Raw genomic sequence first — 20,162 nt, forward strand, 5'->3', positions numbered from 1 at the left:
TAGGCAACAAGTTTATATGTAAGCCTTTTCTTCTCATTCACTTGCAATTTACCCATACAAAATCGATTGCCTTTACGCTTTCAACATATTTGGTTATCAATATTAATAAAACTATAATGGCAGACCTATTTTGTGACTAAAGTCTCATGGAGCCACGTTCTAACTCGCTAATATTGCCTCAACAAAACGAATTCAATTCAACAGAATCGGTAATTGATTAAATCCTGTTCCTATAATTACCGTTTAAACTTTGGAGAACGACCATGGCTACACCTCATATTAATGCTCAAGCTGGTGATTTCGCAGAAACAGTACTTATGCCGGGCGACCCGCTTCGCGCAAAATACATTGCAGAAACATTCCTTGATGACGTGAAGCAAGTTTGTGACGTTCGCAACATGTTTGGCTACACAGGCACTTACAAAGGTAAGAAAGTTTCTGTAATGGGCCACGGTATGGGTATCCCATCATGCTGCATCTACGTACACGAGCTAATCGCTGAGTTCGGCGTGAAAAACGTTATTCGTGTAGGTAGCTGTGGCGCGGTACGTGACGACGTTAAACTAATGGACGTTGTTATCGGCATGGGTGCATCTACTGACTCAAAAGTAAACCGCATTCGTTTCAACAACCACGACTTCGCTGCTATCGCTGATTTCGGTCTTCTAGAAGAAGCAGTAAACCAAGCTCGTGCACAAGAAGTTCCAGTTAAAGTTGGTAACGTATTCTCTGCAGACCTTTTCTACACTCCAGAAGCTGACCTTTTCGAAAAAATGGAAAAGCTAGGCATCCTAGGTGTTGATATGGAAGCGGCTGGTATCTACGGCGTTGCTGCAGACCTTGGTGCTAAAGCACTAACTATCCTAACAGTATCTGACCACATCATCCGTGGTGAAAAACTAAGTTCTGAAGAGCGTCAAAAGTCTTTCAACGACATGATGAAAGTTGCTCTAGAGACAGCAATCAACATCTAACGATTTGATAAAAGATACATTGAAAAGCGTTACCCCGCAGCCAGGCTCGCTTGGCTGCTCAAATAATCCCGAGGGGGAGATCGTGTCTAACGACAAGCTGCCAAAAGATGCGGATGGTTTGCAACTCAACTTTTGTAAAACATTGGCGTGTGACAACTTTGGCTTGAGCGATGCGAAACGGTATGTTTTGCAACACGCGAACCCTAAGCGTCCAGCGATGGTTTGTCGTGAATGTGGAGCTTTCCCCCCCTTACTTAACAATCGTGAAGTGTTAAGCGAACTTCATCGCCTAAGACAACTTCACAGCGACGGGCTCCCTGCTTGTCGTAATGATGATTGCGATAACTTCGGCTTATCGGTTCATACCCATAAACATCTTTATCATGCCTTCGGCTACAGTGGCGACAGACAGCGTTATCGATGCAAAGACTGCCAATCAACCTTCGTTGATAAATGGTCTGGATCCAATAAAAAACTCCAATTTCAAGAGAACCTCATGGGCTTACTGTTCATGGGCTATTCCGTACGTGAAATCTGCCGAAAATTAGAGATCAACCCAAAGACTTTCTATGATCATGTTGACCATATCGCGAGCCGTTGTCGTCGTAAATTAGCGATGATCGATGCACGATGGGTTAACCATGCGAAAGATTACGAGTTCGCATCTCACTACCAGCGTCTGCAACCACAAAGTAACAACGGTGTGGTGTGGATAGCGACGGGCGAGGCGCATTCTGGCTATATACTTTGCCAACACGTTAACTACTCTCAAAATGAAGAACCATCAGGAAACGTCGACCATAACCCTTATGATGATGTGGCACGATTTGTATCCAAAGAGCACTCTTCAGAAGCAAATCTCGAACTGCCTCAGCCCTCTGACAAACTAAAAGAGCGCATTGAACAGCAGTACCAAGTGATTCTTGCGAGAGGTAACGTTGAGGACCCTATGGGTAACCTCACCACATTTAGTTACCCTTCAAAAGGCGCTCTCATTCGACCGCCTTATACCTCTTATGCTCACTTCTTACATGTGTTGGATATGTGTAACGAAGACAAGCATGTCGCCATCTATATGCCACAAGATCCATTACTAAGATCTGCCGCTTTAAGTGTATGTTTGCCGCGCATTCAGAGTCAAAATATTGACCTCATGTATGTCGAAGAAGATTCAGGCTGGCAAGACGACCAAAGTTTTGAAAAGATCGACATCGTTCACATGAGTTGGTGGCGAGATCGCTGGGCTATTGCCAATCAGGGTGATAACCAGAAAGGTATCTGCTACCTAACCGGTAACAATCCAGAACCAAAACAGTGGTTTAACACAGCCTCAATTCAACAAACTAAGTTCTATCAACAGCGCTTTCAGTTGTTATTTGATAGCTTTATTAATGAGCCCAGACGTAAGCTTCGTCCTGGGGGCATTCTTCCATTGCTCGACATATTTAGAGCTTGGCACAATCTGTGCTACCAAGATAAGCAAGGGCTCACGGCAGCACAACGCTTAGGCGTAGGGGAGCTGCCATTAACTCTAAAGCAACTACTTTCATAGCAACAAAGCCTCTAGGTAATTATTCGGGAACTCATTGATTTTAAAGCGACAACATGAGGTAACACCCATAATTAGAAAAGATCGATGTTCCTTTGACGCTCTACGAAAGATAATTGGTGCTTATCTCAAATTACACTCTTATAATGATTGTGTTATCAATATGTTCGATAATCATGGATGTAAGTCTTGGACAAAAATCAGTACCTTCTTGAAACAGAATTAGAAAAACTCAAAACTCGTGTCGACTCTGAGCCATCGGTGATCCTAGAGATTGCCCAACAGTGCCTAGTCCGATCAGAGCAAGTTCTGTTTGAAGAGGGTGCCATCCAGTCATTAATGTTAATGGCAAGATGTAGCTGGAACCTGATGGATTACCAAAAAGGTTTAAAATACATCAAGGAAGCCTACAAGCGCCAAAGCCGATTAGATACCGACCTTTTTCTCCCTGAAATCCTCCATTTACACGCGCTCCAGTTCTGGGGACAAGCCAAGTACTATTCCGCCCAACAGTTCTGGATCAATGCTTTAGAGCAGTCCGCGTTGGTTGATGAAGTCGAAATTCAAATTGAATGCCTCATTGGCCTTGGCAATATTTGGCGGATGACCCACGAATATAAACTTGCACGTTCTACCCACCAGCTTGCCGTTAAAGTTGCTAACAACAGCCGCATTGGTTGGTTAGAGGGTAAAGCCAGAATACTGCTTGCGTGGGATTACTACCTGCTCAACAACTATGTTGAAATGCTGTCGGTATTGGACGGTGCAGAAGAAGCATTAAAAGACCATAAAGATAACACTTGGCATGCAGAGGTATGGGACTTTCGAGGCCTTGCCCTACTTGGTCTTGAACGCTTAGATGACGCGGAGCGCGCCACGGCCAAAGCGCACAATCTGGCAGTTGAACACAACCTAGTTTGGATGAAGGCGCACTCATACATCAGCCGAGCTAGATTGGAGCTCCTGAGAAAAAGACCAGAACAAGCGGCGGAATTACTGAGGCTCGCAGAACAATCCGCAAACGAGTTCGATAATGGCGAGTTGCTGAGCCAAATCTGTTACCAACAATCCTTGGTGGCGGAAGAAAACCAAGACTTCCAAGCCGCGCTCGTCGCCTTTAAAAAGTACCGTCAATATTCTATCGGCATGCTCAAAGAGCAAACGACACGTGTCGGTTTGGACAAAGCACGCAGTTCAAAACGCCAACTTGAACAGAGAGCACGAAAACTGATTAATCGTATTCGCGGTCAGCACGAGTACGATCCTGAAAAGCACCTCTCTTACGTTGTCTCTGAAACCTTTTGGTGGGAAAAGTTGGTGCTGTTCAAGACAGAGCTTAAACGTTCAAACCACAGCATCATTATGTTCCATCATGTCGATACTGATTACTTAGATGTCTGTACCGAGATTGCTCATGCTTTATGTAACCAGAATGACTTCATCGCAAGGCTAAGTTCTGAACGTGTGGCCCTTATGCTTTCCGAAAAAGGCGAAGCCGCAGAGAAAACCTTCCAAACTCTCAGCACCATGCTCGATATCTATCCATGGCATAGAAAAGGATTAAAAGGTTCGAAACCAAGCGTCAGCCTCAATGATATTTTGACGTTCCCGTTCACGCTTGAACAACTCGAAGAAGACGATGCTGAGGTAATAGAATAATGGAAACTCTATTAAGCAAGATCACAGACGCCGGTTTAGACCCTTCATCAGTATCAGGTGAAGAAGCGATCATCTTCTGGAACCACATTCGTCAGCACGTTTCGACAACGCAAACAGAGCAAGCGCACTGCTATATCATTAGCTCTGAATACCGTGCCGAGTTACAACAAAATCAAACCAGTATCGAAGAGTTGAGACGAGCACTCGATCTGCTCCACCTTCCTGCCGATATCGAAGATATTCTGACAGTCAAAACCAGTTTAAGTGACCGCTTAGTTGAAACTGGTGATTACACCTCAGCACTCAATGAATTCGTCAGTTCATCGACTATCGCGGTTGAACACGGTCATATCGATGAGTATGTATTAGCTATTTTAGGCATGGGCAACCTGTGTGATTCCTATGGCGATCACAACAGAGCACTTCGTTACTACCAAAAAATCAGCAGCATAGACCATGCGATAAGCAGTCGCTCACTTCGCCTCAAATTCAAGCTGCATATGGTAGCAAGCCTACTTCTACTCAATCGCATTACAGCAGCCAGCGATTTACTGAATGAGTGCGAAGAACTGAGTATTTTGGTCAGTGACAAGTTGCTCACAGCTCAAATACTGCTTTACCAAGCAAAGGTGCTGCGCGCTAAGAAAAAACACCATGAAGCGCTACGCTGTCTGTCTAAGGTTCAATACCCAGCCAACAGCACTCAAGCAAGCTGGCTTGCAACCATGACTCGTCTAGAGCTCGCACATTGCCTAAGTGCAACCGGCAAGCAAGACTACGCGAGCATGATTTTGTCGAGCACAGACAAACGCGTGAAAGCCTACTCGTCGCCAGTACTTGCAAAACGATTCTACGATTCGCTGAGTGATGTGTGTATGAATCAAGGGCGTTTTCAAGAAGCGCTAAGCTATGAGAAAAAAGGCTACCGAATTGAAACCGATCTGATGAAGCAGATCCCGATCAGTGAACTCGGTGCAAGCCAACTACGCCGCCTGTCCCGTTTTGAATTACAACTCAAACTCATTCTCTCTGAACAAGAGAACAAAGAGCTCAAAGAGACAACGGAACAACACAAGAATGCGGTTGCTCAGCTTCAACAAGACGTATTCACCGATCCATTGACAGGGTTACACAACCGCCGCTGGTTAGATGTGAAACTGAAAGACATGCTGCTGCACGATACCTCTTTCGCGCTGATGGTTATTGATATTGACCACTTCAAGTCTATCAATGATGAACTGAGTCACTTAGTGGGCGATAAAGCGATTGTTAGTGTGTCTCAAGAGCTACGTTCATACTTTAAGTTTAGAGGCGCGTCATGTGTCAGATTTGGTGGAGAAGAGTTCCTCGTCATTCTAGAGAACACTGATCTTCCGAAGGCAGAAATGCACTCTGAAAATTATCGAGAGCGCATCTTCCAATTTGGATGGCATGAAATACTTGGGGAGCGTGGTTTGACCGTGAGTATTGGTATCACTTTGCATCGTGACGGAGAGAATACTCAACGCACCTTCTACCGTGCGGATAAAGCGCTATACCGAGCTAAAGCCAACGGCCGGAATCAAGTGTGTACAGAGTAGTGGCATATAGCTCTGTAGCTTAGGCCAACTGCTTATTGATAAAAGAACAGAGAAATACCAGCAAGGGCGGCAAGTGTGCCTATGATACTTTGCTTTGACACCTTCTCCCCTTTCAGCGCATAAATCACCAAAATAAAGACCGGGCTGGTCGCTATCAACGTTTGTGCAATCGCAGGGTTAGCATTCTTCAACGCCACTTGTTGAAGCCATAGAGCGAGAAACGTCCCGACAAAGATTGCTCCTAATAACCACAGTTTATCGAGCTTGGTCATTTCCCATAAATCTCTTTTTATCGATGAATACGGCTTCTTTTCAACAAAAGGGATAATCAGCATCACAGCAAACACGCCAATCGTCAGGCGAATCAAAGCACCTAACAATGGTGGGATATCACCCGCCACTAACGCGTAATGAGAAATAACCACACCAGATGCCTGACAGACACTCGCCACAAGCCCATAACCAATGCCACCCCACTGCGCTTTGTTATTCGATTCACCGCTCGCCGATTTTGATGGCTGGAAGACAACGAAGGTCACCGCTAGTGTTGTAATCACGACACCGAGCCAACTTTGCACTGTCAATACAGCGCCCAGGAACATTAATGCCAGCACACCAGAAAGAGGCGGGGCTAAAGATTCCAGTAACAGCGTCTTATTGGCACCGATTCTTTTCAACGCCGCAAAATAGGCGCTATCTCCAATCGCAATGCCAATCACACCTGAAATTGCCAATATCAGAAAATGGTTGGTACTCAGTTCAAACTCCGGCATCGGAATAAGAGGCATCACCAGCAACATCATCCCTGACGCCACTACACCCTTAACAATGTTCAATTGCATCGCAGAGAAGCGATGACCAAACTGTCCATAAATCCATGTCGCACACGCCCACACAATCGCAGCACCAATAGCCGCCAATTCACCTATATACATCCGTGTTTATCCTTTGTGGTTGTGCACGTCATTTAGAATCGTAGCTGTCATCATTTCAGCTAAAATACCAACCAGAAAGCCGAAATAGCCTCTTCAAACGCGATGAGATTTTATAAGATTCGTCAATGGTTTTGCTCACATTAGAAGCGAATACTCATTATTTATAACTCAGTAAATCATTTTTATAACAATTACTTGGATGATAGCGTACTATATTTATAACTAACATCTAACATTACAAGGATCTGTTATGTTTTTAGACTACTTTGCACTCGGCTTACTCATTTTCGTTGCTCTAGTCATCTTTTACGGCATCATCGTTATTCACGATATCCCTTATGAAATAGCCAAAGAACGTAATCATCCTCACCAAGACGCAATTCACGTCTCAGGCTGGGTTAGCCTATTCACTTTGCACACAATTTGGCCCTTTCTATGGATTTGGGCAACATTATGGCGGAAAGACCGAGGCTGGGGCTTCGAAAAACTCGAAGAAGAGCAGCACGATATTCATCACCGAGTGGATGTTTTAATCGATCAAGTTAGCACCCTTCAAGAAGAGATCGCACAGCTCAAACAAGCAAATACTAAACAAAGCAGCACAAAAAAAGAGTCAAACAACGTTCAAGATCAGGAGGCTAAGTAATGGATTTACTACTGATAATGACCTACGCGGCACTTTGTATCACTATTTTCAAAGTATTTAATATCCCACTAAACAAATGGACAGTGCCTACCGCAGTGCTCGGTGGTGTGGTCATCGTAGGAACATTGATCCTATTAATGAACTACAACCATCCTTTCACACAACTTGGCAACCAAGTTTACTCAACGACTCCAATTGTTTCAGGCGTTAGAGGTAAAGTCATTGAGGTTCCTGTTGAGGCGAATTCTCCTTTAAAGAAAGGAGACATCCTCTTTAAAATTGACCCTATCCCTTTTGAAGCAGAAGTCGCTAAGCTCGAAGCGAAAGTAAAAGAAGCAAGCCAAGGAGCACTTGGGCTTGAATCTCAAGTTGCTGAAGCTGAAGCTGCTAAAATCAAAGCGATTGCAGAAAGAGACAAAGCGCAACGCGAATTTTCTCGTTATAAGCGTGGCTTTGAAAGTGGTGCGTTTACCGAACAACAATTGGATACTCGTAGACAAGCTTATAAGGCATCGGAAGCAGCAGTAAAAGTAGCAGAAGCAAGTCAACAACAAGCTCAGATCGCTCTAAATTCTGAAATTGGTGGCGAGAACACCGCAGTGGCAGGATTACTTGCAGACTTACGTAAGGCTCAATTCAACCTTGACCAAACGGTCGTGAGAGCACCAACGGATGGATATGTTACACAACTAGCACTGCGTCCAGGCGTAATGGCTGTACCGCTACCTCTTGCTCCTGTCATGACATTTGTCCATACGGAAGAAAAATACTACATCGCAGCATTCAGACAAAACTCATTGCAACGACTGCATCCTGGTTTCGAAGCTGAATTTTTATTCAGAGCACTACCAGGCAAGATTTTCAAAGGACGCATTGATGAAATAATCCCAGCTATTGGTGAGAGTCAAATTCAAGCGCGCGGAACACTTATTGGTACCAATGCACTTCGTACTAATGGACGCGTATTTGCTAAAATGACCATCACTGATGACCTGTCTGACTACCATTTACCTATGGGTACCGCGGTTGAAGTTGCCGTTTATTCTGACAGCTTCACCCACGTTTCAATCATGCGCAAGGTCCTTATTCGCATGAAGAGTTGGCAAAACTATCTATACCTAGACCACTAAACGGTCAAAGGTACGTGACGAACCCGCTTAACACATTGTTAAGACGAATGAAAAAGTCAGACTCGCTCTGGCTTTTTTGTTGCTGGATTAACCGTAAAATTACGCTTTTTACACGATATTTAGGTGTTCAGATGGAATTTTAGACATCTAGACACTTACCTTCCCTTATGGAAGGGTTCTACTGTATAATGCGCGCCTTATTTTTTATATTTGCCCAAAAAACGTTCTCATTGAGACGCATATTAATAATGGTGAATATTCGTTCTTTATTAAGCTTTATCTTTCAGTATTCGAGGTTATCTATGAACTTTTCAGCTAAAACAGTGGTCGTTATCGCCATTGGCGCGGCACTGTACGGCATTGGTGGTTTACCTATGTTTGGTGTCCCAGTGTTTGCTAACACGACATTGAAACCAGCAATGGCAGTTCTAGCACTGTTTTCTGTTTTGTTCGGCCCTATTGTTGGCTTCTTAGTTGGCTTTATCGGTCACTGGGTAACGGATCTGTTCGCAGGCTGGGGTGTGTGGTTAACTTGGGTTTTAGGCTCAGGTGTCGTAGGCATGGTTATCGGCTTATTCCCGATGTTGACCAAGAACCGCCTTCAGCAAGGTGAGTTGCCTATGAAGGACTTCGCGCTGTTTGTGGTACTTGCCCTTGCCGGTAATGTGGTTGGTTACGGCTGCTCTGCATTCCTAGATACCATCCTTTATGCAGAACCGTTTACTAAAGTCTTCACTCAACTCTCTATCATTGCTGCGGGTAACACCGTTCTGATCGCTGTTGTTGGCTTACTGATCCTAAAATCAGTCGCTAAACGCAACAAACAAAGCCGTAACCTGACTGAGGCATAAGCGATAATGACTATAGCATTTTCGAACTTCTCTTTTAGATATGAGTCGCTGGATAAACCGACGCTAAAAAATATCAATCTAAGGATAGAGAAAGGAGAGAAAATCGTCATTATTGGACCAAGCGGTAGTGGTAAATCTACCCTAGGTCAATGCCTTAACGGTCTGATTCCTCATGCTATCAAAGGTGAGGTGACTGGCTCTCTAGAGATCAACGGTAAGAACATTTCTGATTTTTCTATGCACGACTATACCGAGCAGGTTGGCACAGTATTACAAGATACTGATAGCCAATTTGTCGGTTTGAGTATTGGCGAAGACATCGCGTTCGCACTGGAAAATCAGTTAGTGTCGAACATTGATATGTACCCTCTGGTTAAGTCGACAGCAAAAATGGTCGACTTAGCAGATATGCTTGATCGCTCGCCACATGATTTATCCGGCGGCCAGAAACAACGCGTGTCATTAGCGGGCATCTTAGTTGATGACGTTGACATCCTGTTGTTTGATGAACCTTTGGCTAGCCTTGACCCGAAAACGGGTAAAGCGACTATCGAAATCATCGACCAACTTCATAAAGAAACCAACAAGACTATAGTCATCATCGAGCATCGCCTTGAAGATGTACTACATCGCGATATCGATCGAGTGATCTTGATGGAGCGCGGTGAAATTGTCGCGGACATGACACCCGATGAAATCTTAGCTTCTGAACTGCTTGAAACACACGGTATTCGTGAACCACTTTATTTATCTGCTCTGAAGGCAGCGAAAGCACCTTTGACCAGTGAAGATAAGCTATCAAACCTCAAAGCTCTCGATTACAAAAGATTCCGCCCTGCGGTTCAGGCTTGGTTTGCAGAGCGCCCGACTCCAGTTGCCGAGAAGCAGTACCAACCTTTGCTTGAGGTCCACGGCCTGACTTACTCTTACGATGGTGAAAAGAACGCTCTCGAAGATGTCAGCTTTAAGATTGGTAAGGGTGAGTTCGTTTCAATCTTAGGCAAAAACGGTTCAGGCAAATCTACCATCACTAAACTCATCATGGGTGTGATCGATGCCGATTCAGGCTCTTCCTATCTAAATGGTGAAGACCTATCTGAGCTTTCTATCTTTGAAAGAAGCCAGAAAGTCGGTGTCGTGATGCAGAACCCAAATCATATGATCTCTCATCATATGATTTTTGATGAAGTTGCATTCGGTCTGCGTAATCGTGGGGTTGCAGAGCAGGAAATCAAAGAGAAGGTGGAAAACGTTCTTGAGCTGTGTGGCTTGAGCAAGTTCCGCCACTGGCCAATCGAAGCGCTAAGCTACGGTCAGAAAAAACGCGTAACGATCGCTTCTATCTTAGTATTGGAGCCAGAGCTTCTGATCTTGGATGAACCAACAGCGGGTCAAGATTACCGCAACTACACCTCAATGCTGGCGTTTATCCAAAAGCTTAACCGCGAGTTAGGTATCACCGTCGTGATCATTTCACACGACATGCACCTTGTTCTAGAGTACACCACACGCTCAATTGTCATTGCTGACAGCAAGCTGATTGCCAATGCCGCGATGACGGAAGTATTCAGTCAGCCATCGCTGTTAGAACGCGCAAATCTTTGTACCACCAGCATTTATGAACTCGCGACTATGATGAAAATCGACGACACCAACGCATTCATGCAGTACTTCATCGACTACGAGAGAAGCGCTCAATGAACGTATCAAAAGTAAAATTCGGCATCAATTACATTGATACAAAATCACCGCTTCATGCACTTAACGGCATCACCAAATTTGCGCTCTTCTTAGCTTGGGTAACCGTGGTCTTAACTACGTTCGACCTAAGATTGATTGCACTGCTTATTGTGACTGGTTTATACCTGCTAAAGCTGACCAATGTGCCTGTACGCGTATATAAGCCTCTGTTATTGGGTACGGCGAGTGTATTGAGCCTAAATGCTTTGTTCATGTATCTGCTGGCTCCACAGCAAGGTACTGAGCTCATCGGCAGCAAAACCTTATTGCTGACATTGCCGGGTAACTACTCGTTGAGCCAAGAGACTCTGTTTTACTTGGTTACTGTGACGCTCAAATACATGAGCATGTTCCCGATAGCGTTGATTTTTGTCTTCACAACGCATCCGACTGAGTTTGCAGCTAGCCTCAACCGTATCGGTGTTCCTTACAAGATCGCCTATGCGGTCAGCTTAACACTGCGTTACTTGCCAGAAGTTAAGAAAGACTTCATCAATATCATGCATGCTCAACAGGCTCGTGGTGTAGAGCTCTCAAAGAAAGCGCCTCTAATTACTCGAATCAAAAATGTGGCTAAGGTTCTAGGCCCGCTCATTTTCTCTAGCTTGGACCGAGCAGACGAGATCTCTAACGCAATGACGTTACGAGGTTTTGGCCGACACAAAGCTCGCACTTGGTATAGCTATGCACCTTTGAAACGTATCGACTTTGTTTGTTTAGGTGTCATCGCTTTTATCGTGGTGTTAGCCATTGCGAAACGCATTCTAGAGCCGCAGTTATTTTGGTATCCGTTCTAGTCATCTGAATTAGCATAGATAAACAAAGACTTTAAATAACACACCGCTCAATAGGGCGGTGTTTTTGTTTATGCCAAAATCTGATTGATAATTTAACCAATGACACAATACTGACTATATTTAACGATAAATTGACCAGTTATTTACCCTTGGAGTTTGAGATTTAATTCATAAGCTCTTAATATACTCGTTTACAGAATGTTACAATCAGTAGAGATTTGTAATGGCTCGAATTACTCAAGTACAAAAACTAGAAAATCAAAAAAACTACGATGAGATCGTACTAAACCTTTTTCTGGCTGAAGGACATGAAGCACTAACTTATGCAAGGATTGCTCAAGAGATTGGCATTAGTTTAACGACGCTTCAGGGCTATTATCCGTCGACCCGCGCTATCCGATCAGCGTTACACCAACACATGCTATCAATTGTTATAGAGAATCTAGAGTTCTCATCGGAAGAGGTATTCATTCAATCTTGGCAAAACGCTCTAGATAATGATCAATTTCGATTCGTGATCAAATTGATGTTTTTCCATGCCTCCCAGGTCAAGAGCCCTGAACAGTTTAACATCAGTTCAGATGGTCAATTCCGCGAGATAATGTTTAATAGCTTTGGGCTTGATACCGTTCGAATCCTTGAGACTGTCGTAGGACGTTCAATGTTCTATCTCACAAACTTCAAGCAGCATTAAACCAAGCGTTAGAAATACAAAAATGGGAGCCTTTCGGCTCCCATTTTCTTTTTAGTTATCGCTTACTTCAACTTATAGACCTAATTTAGCTTGTAAAAAACGGTCGATAACGGTGGTAAACGCAGCTCAATCGATGTGTCTAGCCCTTCGCTCTCTACAGATTCAATCTCAGCAGTCTGCTTCACTTCAAAACCGCTGCCTGCATAGTCGACAGAGTCTGTATTCAACAACAATGCGTATTCACCTTTTGCAGGAACACCTAAGCGGAAATGCTCGTGAGGCACTGGCGTAAAGTTAGACACTATCAATACTCGCTCACCAGATTCACTGATGCGCTCGTGCGCAAGAATGCTCGCTTCAGCAGAGTCCTGTAGACGCCATTCAAAGCCTTTCGGATCAAAATCAAGATCGTGCATTGCAGCTTCAGAGCGGTACAGATTGTTCAGGTCTTTCGTTAAACGCTGAACACCTTGATGACGCTCGTAATCCAGCAAGAACCATTGCAGTTGGTCGTCATGATTCCATTCAGCCGTCTGACCAAATTCAGCCCCCATGAAGTTAAGCTTCTTGCCCGGCTGCGCGTACATGTAGCCCATGTAAGCACGTAAATTAGCCGTTTGCTGCCATTCATCACCAGGCATCTTGTTGTGGATAGAACCTTTACCGTAAACCACCTCATCGTGAGACAGAGACAATACATAATTCTCACTGTGTGCGTAAACCAGTGGGAAGGTAATCGTATCGTGGTGATATTTACGGTTGATTGGGTCTTCTTGAATGTAAGACAAGCTGTCGTGCATCCAACCCATGTTCCACTTAAAGCCAAAGCCTAAGCCGCCCATAAAAGTCGGTGCTGAAACACCAGGGAAAGCCGTTGATTCTTCAGCAATCGTCATCGCATTCGGAAAGTGTTTATACACTTCTTCGTTCATCCACTTAAGGGTTGCGATAGCGTCGTAGTTTTCGTTGCCGCCATCCGCATTCGGGATCCATTGGTCATGGCTACGCGAATAGTCGAGGTACAACATCGAAGCAACCGCATCAACACGGATGCCATCAATGTGGAATTGCTCGAACCAGTACAGTGCATTAGAAACTAAGAAACGACGAACATGCTCTTTGCCTAAATCGTAAATGTACGAGTTCCAATCTTGATGCCAACCACGACGTGGATCTGGATCATGGAACAATGGCGTACCATCGAAGTTTGCTAGGCCGTGATCATCACTTGGGAAGTGAGCAGGAACCCAGTCCAGAACAACGCCAAGACCCGCTTGGTGACATTGATCGACGAAGTATTTGAAATCATCTGGAGAGCCAAAACGGCTAGTCGGTGCAAAAAGACCAACAGGCTGATAGCCCCAAGAACCGTAGAATGGATGTTCTGAAACTGGCATTAGTTCAACGTGCGTGTAGCCAAGATCCGTTAGGTATGGGATTAGCTCTGCCGCTAGCTCACGGTAATTTAAGAATTCACCTTCAGCGTTACGCTTCCAAGAACCTGCATGCAATTCATAGAACGAAAGCGCTTCTTTGCGCTTTTGCGTTACCGGGCGATTTTGCCATTGAGTATCTTGCCACTGGTAACGAGCGTGATCGTAAGTTACAGATGAGAACGATGGGTATTGCTCAGAGTAGAAACCCCATGGGTCAGCTTTGTGTGGTAAGCCTTCGCCATTTGGTCCTTTTAATTCAAACTTGTATTGAGCGCCTTCTTCCAGTTCAGGAATGAATAAGCCCCACATACCGTAATCTAGGCGTTGCATTGGGTGGCGGCGACCATCCCAAGCGTTGAAGTTACCCACCAAGCTTACCGCAGTTGCATGCGGTGCGTACACCAAGAAACGCGTACCTGAAATCGTCTGTCCATCACGCTCTAGCGTAATAAACTGAGCCCCCATGTGATGATACATATCTTTCGGTGTATGAAGATCTTCATAACTCGCGTACAGATCGTGGTACTGGTAAGGATCATCGATGATCTGTTCTACGCCAGCCCAATCAACCGCAAGCTTATAGTGAGTAAAACGTAAGTCTCTCTCTTGCTTAAGAATGAAACCACTTTCACCCTCTCGCGCTAACTCAATACGAGGTTCCTTTCCAACAATCAACTCGACTTTATCTGCCCCAGGAATCCACACACGTAATGCACCTTGCTCAGAAGGTAGGTATGGCCCTAAAAACGCGAATGGGTCTGTGAAACAAGCCTGTGATAGTTGGGTATATATTTGTTTTTGCTTTGAAATCGAACTTAGTTCCAAAACGTTTCTCCCTAACCAAACATCCAAAAAACATAATACAAAAATGCCCGCTATTAGTGCGGGCAATATAACGACGGTTTATTCTACCAGATGAGCATTCATTATTGAGTGACCGAGGTTGTAGTTTCGTACGGCGTAAGCAAAAAACCACCTAATTTCAAGTCACTCACGTCATTACTTACCGGCTTTTTCTCGAACGTCAGTCAGCTTAGAAGCGATACGATTAACGCCTTCGTGAGCAAATATTTCGTCCAAGTTCATTGATAGTTTACGACGCCAGTTAGGGTATTCATCAACCGTGCCAGGAATGTTTACTGGCTTGTCCATCTCTAGCCAATCTTCTAGCTGAACGCTCAGTAGTGTTGAACCACCAGCCGCTACGTGCAGTTGAAGTGCCTCAGCAAGGTAAGAGTCCATCGGTACTTGGCTCGCATCGCGGCCCACACCTTCTGGTAGGAAACCATGCCATGCTACTGAATCTAAGATACCTTGCTTGCACTCTAGGCGGTCATCGAACAAGGTTTCTAATTGTTCTGCATCTGGGTATAAGCCAATCTCTTGGCCCATTTTCAGGTCATCACAGTGCCAGAAGCCACGAAGCGTTGGCATATCGTGAGTACACAGTGCCGCCATCGATTGTGATGCGTAGTGTTTTGGTGAGATGAAACCACCGTCATCTTCTGATGTTTCGAAGAAGAACACTTTGTAAGAGTGCACGCCAGCATCTGCAAGGATGTCGACAATCTCATCCGGTACCGTTCCTAAATCTTCACCGATAACGCTACATTGGTAACGGTGAGATTCAAGCGCCAGAATAGACAGCATATCTTGTACTGGGTAGTAGATGTACGCGCCCTTAGTTGCGTTCTCACCCTTTGGAATCCACCACAAGCGCAGTAGACCTAAAACGTGGTCGATACGCAGTGCACCACAGTGCTTCATGTTCGCACGAAGTAGCTTGATGTAAGCGTCGTAGCTTGTTTCTTGAAGCACTTCTGGGTTTAACGGAGGTAGACCCCAGTTCTGACCCAAAGGACCAAGAATATCAGGTGGAGCACCAATGCTCGCATCCATCACTAGGTTGCCTTCGTCAGCCCAAGTCTCGCTGCCTGAATCTGCAACACCTACCGCTAAGTCACGGTACAGGCCAACAGCCATGCCCTTCTCTTCTGCAAGAGACTGTGCATCGTTGATCTGGCAATCTGCTAGCCATTGCAGGTACATGTACAGATGAACGTTTTCTAAGTTCTCTTTGATGTATTTCTGTGTCGCTGGGCTGTCGAATGTACGGTACTTCTCAGGGAATACCGGCCATCCCCACATGCCAGAATCTTCTGCATGCAGTTCACCATGTAGAGCATCAAACGCCGCTTGATGCATCAGGCTATCGCCACCCTCTTCTACGAAGGCTAAGAACGCTTGTGCACGGTCGCTGTTTTTGTCTAGATGACGAGTCTTAAATTCTGCGAATAGCAGAGGCAAGATGCTCATCTTAAGCTCAGACACTTCGGTGTAGTTTACCCAGTGTGCTTCACGCGCTTTTTGTAGACGCTGTTGGAACTCTGCGCTGCCGACTGTTTGTTGTGCTTCTGCACTTAATGCGAATTCAGGAACTGAACTCACATCAATGTATAAGATGTTCAACCAGCGACGAGAAGATGGGCTATATGGGCTCGCACCTTCAGGGTTCGCAGGGAACAATGAGTGAATGGGGTTTAGACCAACGAAGTCACCACCACGAGAAGCGATATCCGCAACAAGCTGTTTTAGGTCTCCGAAATCACCAATACCCCAGTTATGCTGAGTTCTTAGGGTATAAAGTTGAACACTGGGTCCCCAAAGCTTTTTGCCTTGCTCGATTGGTGACTGCTTGAAACACGCTTTTGGCGTAATAATCAGTGTCATCTCGTAAGGCTTCTTACGGCGCTTACGGCTCACAATGAGCTTGTGATAACCCCATGCCAAATCACTTGGCAATGCAAACACTAAAGGGCCACCCTCGGCACGCTCGTCACGAATGACTTGAGATTGAAGATAGCCTTCAAGTACCTCTCCTTGCTCGGTTTCTAAGCGCCAGCTGAACTCACTTTCACGAGCACTTACACCTAGATTAAGCGCCACTTCTACTGGCTCACCGTCACGCAAGACAAGAACTGGGTCTAGTACATCTTTTTTGTGTTTTCTTTCTGCTGACTTAAGCAGTGCATCATCGCTGCTTGTATCGTAGCCCAACGAAGCCAATAGAGACGTGATCGTCTCGTCTGATACTTGTGCTTCATCGCCCCACGCACTAACGTAACTGTCGGCAATGTTTGCCATTTCTGCGACTTGTTTTAATACGGTCTGTTCTTTCATCGCTCTCTCCGAAAACGTTCTGACGCTTTCTATTTTGTAGGGTTGTTAATTTAATTTTTACTAATCAATTAGCTTGTGACAATCGGTTTGTAAGCAGCTTGTTTATAAACGAAACCTTTAAGCCTTTCGTTTGCTCACAAGCTAATTGAGCCAAGGCAGAAACTGCCTTGGCTACTTTGGAAGTATTAACGGTTAACCGCTTCAAGTTTCCAGATGTTGTTCACGTAGTCGCGGATAGAGCGGTCTGATGTGAACTTACCAACCAATGCTGTGTTAAGAATTGCTTTCTTAGCCCAACCTGCTTGGTCTTTGTATTGCGTGCCCATGTCTTCGTGCGCTTTCACGTAAGATGCGAAGTCAGCAAGACATAGGTAAGGGTCACCACCGTCTAGCAGGCTATCAAACGTTGCACGTAGAAGGCCTGGTTGACCTGGAGTGAACTCATCGCCAGTCAGTAGGTCTAGAGATGCTTTCAGTAGTGGGTCTGCATTGTAGTAGTCGTATGGGTTGTAGCCTTGAGCTTTCAGAGCTTGAACACCATCAACGTCTAGGCCGAAGATGTAGATGTTTTCATCACCCACTTCTTCACGAATCTCAACGTTTGCACCATCCATCGTACCGATAGTTAGCGCGCCGTTTAGAGCCATCTTCATGTTGCCCGTACCAGATGCTTCTTTACCCGCTAGTGAGATTTGCTGAGAAACGTCTGCTGCAGGGATGATGATTTCAGCCATGCTTACACGGTAGTCAGGAATGAATACCACTTTCAGTTTGTTACCGATGCGAGGGTCGTTGTTGATCTTCTCTGCAATCTTGTTAACCGCGAAGATGATCTCTTTCGCTAGGTGGTAACCCGGTGCTGCTTTCGCTGCGAAGAAACATACGCGTGGCTCACACTCGAAACCAGGTTCGTTAAGAATACGGTGGTACAGAGATAGAATGTGTAGCAAATCTAGGTGCTGACGCTTGTATTCGTGAAGACGTTTGATTTGAACGTCAAAGATAGCGTTAGTATCTAGCTCGATACCCATGTTCTCTTGAACCCAATCAGCTAGGCGCTGTTTGTTTTCTTTCTTAACAGCCATGAATTCTTTTTGGAATTTCGCGTCTGTTGCAAACTTAGCGATGCCTTCTAGCTGCTCAAGTTTTGCTGGCCATTCAGTGCCGATCTTACCCGTGATTAGCGTAGATAGACCTGGGTTACAGAACTTCAACCAACGACGTGGCGTGATGCCGTTCGTTACGTTAGTCAGTTTACCTGGGAAGATTTCGTTGAACTCAGGGAACAAGTCTTTCTTAACCAGTTGTGAGTGAAGCGCAGCTACACCGTTTACTTTGTAAGAACCAATCACACATAGGTTTGCCATGCGAACCATGCGGTGGAAACCTTCTTGGATGATAGAAAGCTTCGCTTGCTTCTCACCGTCACCAGGCCACATCTTGCGAACTTCTTGCATGAAGCGGTGGTTGATTTCAAAGATGATTTCCATGTGACGTGGAAGAAGACGATTGATCAGTGATTCAGACCAAGTCTCTAGCGCTTCTGGAAGTAGTGTGTGGTTCGTGTAAGCGAACGTGTGAGCACTGATTTCCCATGCTTGATCCCAAGATAGACCTTTCTCGTCAATCAGGATGCGCATTAGCTCAGGAATCGCGATCGTTGGGTGTGTATCGTTCAGCTGAATCGTTTCTTGCTTAGGCAGATCTTCTAGAGAGAAACCTGCTGCTTCGTGGCGACGTAGAATATCGCGAACCGATGCTGCTGAATGGAAGTACTGCTGCATTAGACGCAGTGTCTTACCTTTCTCGTGGTTATCGTTCGGGTAAAGAACCTTAGTGATGTTACCTGCATCGATTAGCGAGTGTTGCGCTTCGAAGTAATCACCGTTGTTGAAGCTTGCTAGTGAGAATGGTGCAATTGCCTGACATTCCCAAAGGCGCAGTGGGTAAACCGTGCTTGACTCGTAACCTACGATAGGTAGATCCCAAGGCATTGCTTTCACTTCCATACCTGGAACCCAAGTACGTACTTCTTTACCGTCGATGAATTCAACTTCTACATGACCGTAAAAACCAATGTGTTGTGCTAGTTCTGGACGAGCCACTTCCCATGGGTAACCTTCAACACCGCGCCATGCGTCAGGTGCTTCTTGTTGGCGACCGTCTTGGAAAGACTGCTTGAATAAACCGTATTCGTAGTGAAGACCGTAGCCTACTGTTGGGTATTCTTGAGCGGCACAAGAATCCATGAAACAAGCAGCTAGACGACCAAGACCACCATTACCTAGTGATGGGTCACGTTCTTCTTCTAGAAGGTCAGTTAGGTTTTGACCTAGCTCTTCCATTGCATGAGTGATCTGTTCGTATAGACCCATGCTGATCAGGTTGTTACCTGTTAGACGGCCAATCAAAAACTCAAGTGATAGGTAGTTAACGCTCTTCGCGTTCTTAATTTTTTCGTCATTTTCAGTTTCTAACAGATCAAATGTTGTGAGTTCTGCTAGCGCACGCCCCATTGCTAGGTACCATGCGCGGCTATCTGCGTTTTCAATCGTTGTTGCGTAGGTTGCAGATAAATGTTTCTTAACACTCTCTTGGAATGACACTTTATCGAAAGTTTTTTGCTGAGTTGGTTTCATTTCAGAAATCTCGCTTTTAATAGTTCTAATTCATCTGTGACATATCGTGCATGGTCACCATAAACTAAACATCCTCCCGCTAATGCAACTGACTAGGAGTAGATGGGAGGGCGTAGGGGGCGTACCGACTTAGGGTTAGTGATCTGACTCTCATGTTCTGACTGCGAACAAAAACTTGGAGTGACTAAGATCACAAGCTCCCGTTCGATAACTTAACTTCAATTGATGTGACTTTTATTTAACCCATTTAAAGTCATTGCCAAATCTGAGTTTCAGATCACGAAAATAATTTCCAACTCTCATCTTTTGCATTGATTCCCGTGTAGGGATGAACGAAGTCACATTCACAAAC

Annotated in this window: 14 protein-coding genes; 10 read left to right on the forward strand and 4 right to left on the reverse strand. The window is 45.0% G+C overall.

Annotated elements, in window-relative coordinates:
• Positions 1–263 precede the first annotated feature (263 nt).
• From deoD to AB4161_RS05875, 4 genes are all read left to right on the forward strand, one after another.
• The gene (gene deoD / locus AB4161_RS05860; RefSeq protein WP_017061880.1) at positions 264–974 is read left to right on the forward strand and encodes a purine-nucleoside phosphorylase; all 711 of its coding nucleotides are present in this window, start codon (positions 264–266) and stop codon (positions 972–974) included.
• Positions 975–1,056: 82 nt separating this feature from the next.
• Entirely contained in the window at positions 1,057–2,526 is a 1,470-nt protein-coding gene (locus AB4161_RS05865) for a lactate dehydrogenase (RefSeq protein WP_372082998.1), read from the forward strand.
• Between the two features lie 186 nt (positions 2,527–2,712).
• Positions 2,713–4,182: a hypothetical protein gene (locus AB4161_RS05870; protein WP_102321116.1), complete on the forward strand. Its 1,470-nt coding sequence runs from the start codon at positions 2,713–2,715 to the stop codon at positions 4,180–4,182.
• Complete coding sequence (locus tag AB4161_RS05875; RefSeq protein WP_017072413.1) at positions 4,182–5,762, forward strand: GGDEF domain-containing protein; 1,581 nt, start codon at positions 4,182–4,184, stop codon at positions 5,760–5,762. The genes AB4161_RS05870 and AB4161_RS05875 overlap by 1 nt, the downstream gene beginning before the upstream one ends.
• Positions 5,763–5,794: 32 nt before the next feature.
• Here AB4161_RS05875 and AB4161_RS05880 read toward each other — a convergent pair whose 3' ends face one another.
• Positions 5,795–6,697 carry a DMT family transporter gene (locus AB4161_RS05880; protein ID WP_017061876.1) on the reverse strand — a complete coding sequence of 301 codons (903 nt, stop codon included), beginning with the start codon at positions 6,695–6,697 and terminating at the stop codon, positions 5,795–5,797.
• 250 nt (positions 6,698–6,947) lie between these two features.
• Here AB4161_RS05880 and AB4161_RS05885 point away from each other — a divergent pair, with 250 nt between their 5' ends.
• From AB4161_RS05885 to AB4161_RS05910, 6 genes are all read left to right on the forward strand, one after another.
• Positions 6,948–7,343: a DUF3302 domain-containing protein gene (locus AB4161_RS05885; protein WP_017061875.1), complete on the forward strand. Its 396-nt coding sequence runs from the start codon at positions 6,948–6,950 to the stop codon at positions 7,341–7,343.
• Positions 7,343–8,473, forward strand: coding sequence for an HlyD family secretion protein (locus AB4161_RS05890; protein ID WP_017061874.1), 1,131 nt, complete (start codon positions 7,343–7,345; stop codon positions 8,471–8,473). The genes AB4161_RS05885 and AB4161_RS05890 overlap by 1 nt, the downstream gene beginning before the upstream one ends.
• A gap of 302 nt (positions 8,474–8,775) precedes the next feature.
• Positions 8,776–9,324 (forward strand): ECF-type riboflavin transporter substrate-binding protein, encoded by a 549-nt coding sequence (locus tag AB4161_RS05895; RefSeq protein WP_372082999.1) that lies wholly within the window; start codon positions 8,776–8,778, stop codon positions 9,322–9,324.
• A 6-nt stretch (positions 9,325–9,330) separates the two neighbouring features.
• A complete protein-coding gene (locus AB4161_RS05900) occupies positions 9,331–11,025 on the forward strand; it encodes an ABC transporter ATP-binding protein (RefSeq protein WP_017064242.1) in 1,695 nt (564 codons plus the stop codon).
• Positions 11,022–11,861 (forward strand): energy-coupling factor transporter transmembrane protein EcfT, encoded by an 840-nt coding sequence (locus AB4161_RS05905; RefSeq protein ID WP_017064241.1) that lies wholly within the window; start codon positions 11,022–11,024, stop codon positions 11,859–11,861. Before AB4161_RS05900 ends, AB4161_RS05905 begins: the two co-directional genes overlap by 4 nt.
• Positions 11,862–12,084: 223 nt before the next feature.
• On the forward strand, positions 12,085–12,555 hold the full coding sequence (locus AB4161_RS05910; protein WP_372083000.1) for a TetR/AcrR family transcriptional regulator: 471 nt from the start codon (positions 12,085–12,087) through the stop codon (positions 12,553–12,555).
• A gap of 80 nt (positions 12,556–12,635) precedes the next feature.
• Here the strand turns inward: AB4161_RS05910 and glgB are convergent, their stop codons facing one another.
• The 3 genes from glgB to AB4161_RS05925 all read right to left on the reverse strand — a co-directional run bounded on the left by glgB (position 12,636) and on the right by AB4161_RS05925 (position 19,810).
• A complete protein-coding gene (glgB, locus tag AB4161_RS05915) occupies positions 12,636–14,816 on the reverse strand; it encodes a 1,4-alpha-glucan branching protein GlgB (protein ID WP_017064240.1) in 2,181 nt (726 codons plus the stop codon).
• A 174-nt stretch (positions 14,817–14,990) separates the two neighbouring features.
• A complete protein-coding gene (gene malQ / locus AB4161_RS05920; protein ID WP_017067441.1) occupies positions 14,991–17,171 on the reverse strand; it encodes a 4-alpha-glucanotransferase in 2,181 nt (726 codons plus the stop codon).
• 185 nt (positions 17,172–17,356) lie between these two features.
• The gene (locus AB4161_RS05925; RefSeq protein WP_102394044.1) at positions 17,357–19,810 is read right to left on the reverse strand and encodes a glycogen/starch/alpha-glucan phosphorylase; all 2,454 of its coding nucleotides are present in this window, start codon (positions 19,808–19,810) and stop codon (positions 17,357–17,359) included.
• Positions 19,811–20,162: the final 352 nt, after the last annotated feature.

This window comes from Vibrio sp. 10N.286.51.E5 (assembly GCF_041469125.1).
Taxonomy (GTDB): domain Bacteria; phylum Pseudomonadota; class Gammaproteobacteria; order Enterobacterales; family Vibrionaceae; genus Vibrio; species Vibrio crassostreae_C.

Bases quoted from the DNA above. Each gene is read 5' to 3' on its own strand.
- AB4161_RS05885 (WP_017061875.1), top strand. From the start codon at position 6,948: ATGTTTTTAGACTACTTTGCACTCGGCTTACTCATTTTCGTTGCTCTA.
- AB4161_RS05875 (WP_017072413.1), top strand. From the start codon at position 4,182: ATGGAAACTCTATTAAGCAAGATCACAGACGCCGGTTTAGACCCTTCA.
- AB4161_RS05900 (WP_017064242.1), top strand. From the start codon at position 9,331: ATGACTATAGCATTTTCGAACTTCTCTTTTAGATATGAGTCGCTGGAT.
- malQ (WP_017067441.1), bottom strand. From the start codon at position 17,171: ATGAAAGAACAGACCGTATTAAAACAAGTCGCAGAAATGGCAAACATT.
- AB4161_RS05895 (WP_372082999.1), top strand. From the start codon at position 8,776: ATGAACTTTTCAGCTAAAACAGTGGTCGTTATCGCCATTGGCGCGGCA.
- AB4161_RS05925 (WP_102394044.1), bottom strand. From the start codon at position 19,810: ATGAAACCAACTCAGCAAAAAACTTTCGATAAAGTGTCATTCCAAGAG.
- AB4161_RS05905 (WP_017064241.1), top strand. From the start codon at position 11,022: ATGAACGTATCAAAAGTAAAATTCGGCATCAATTACATTGATACAAAA.
- AB4161_RS05880 (WP_017061876.1), bottom strand. From the start codon at position 6,697: ATGTATATAGGTGAATTGGCGGCTATTGGTGCTGCGATTGTGTGGGCG.
- deoD (WP_017061880.1), top strand. From the start codon at position 264: ATGGCTACACCTCATATTAATGCTCAAGCTGGTGATTTCGCAGAAACA.
- AB4161_RS05890 (WP_017061874.1), top strand. From the start codon at position 7,343: ATGGATTTACTACTGATAATGACCTACGCGGCACTTTGTATCACTATT.
- AB4161_RS05910 (WP_372083000.1), top strand. From the start codon at position 12,085: ATGGCTCGAATTACTCAAGTACAAAAACTAGAAAATCAAAAAAACTAC.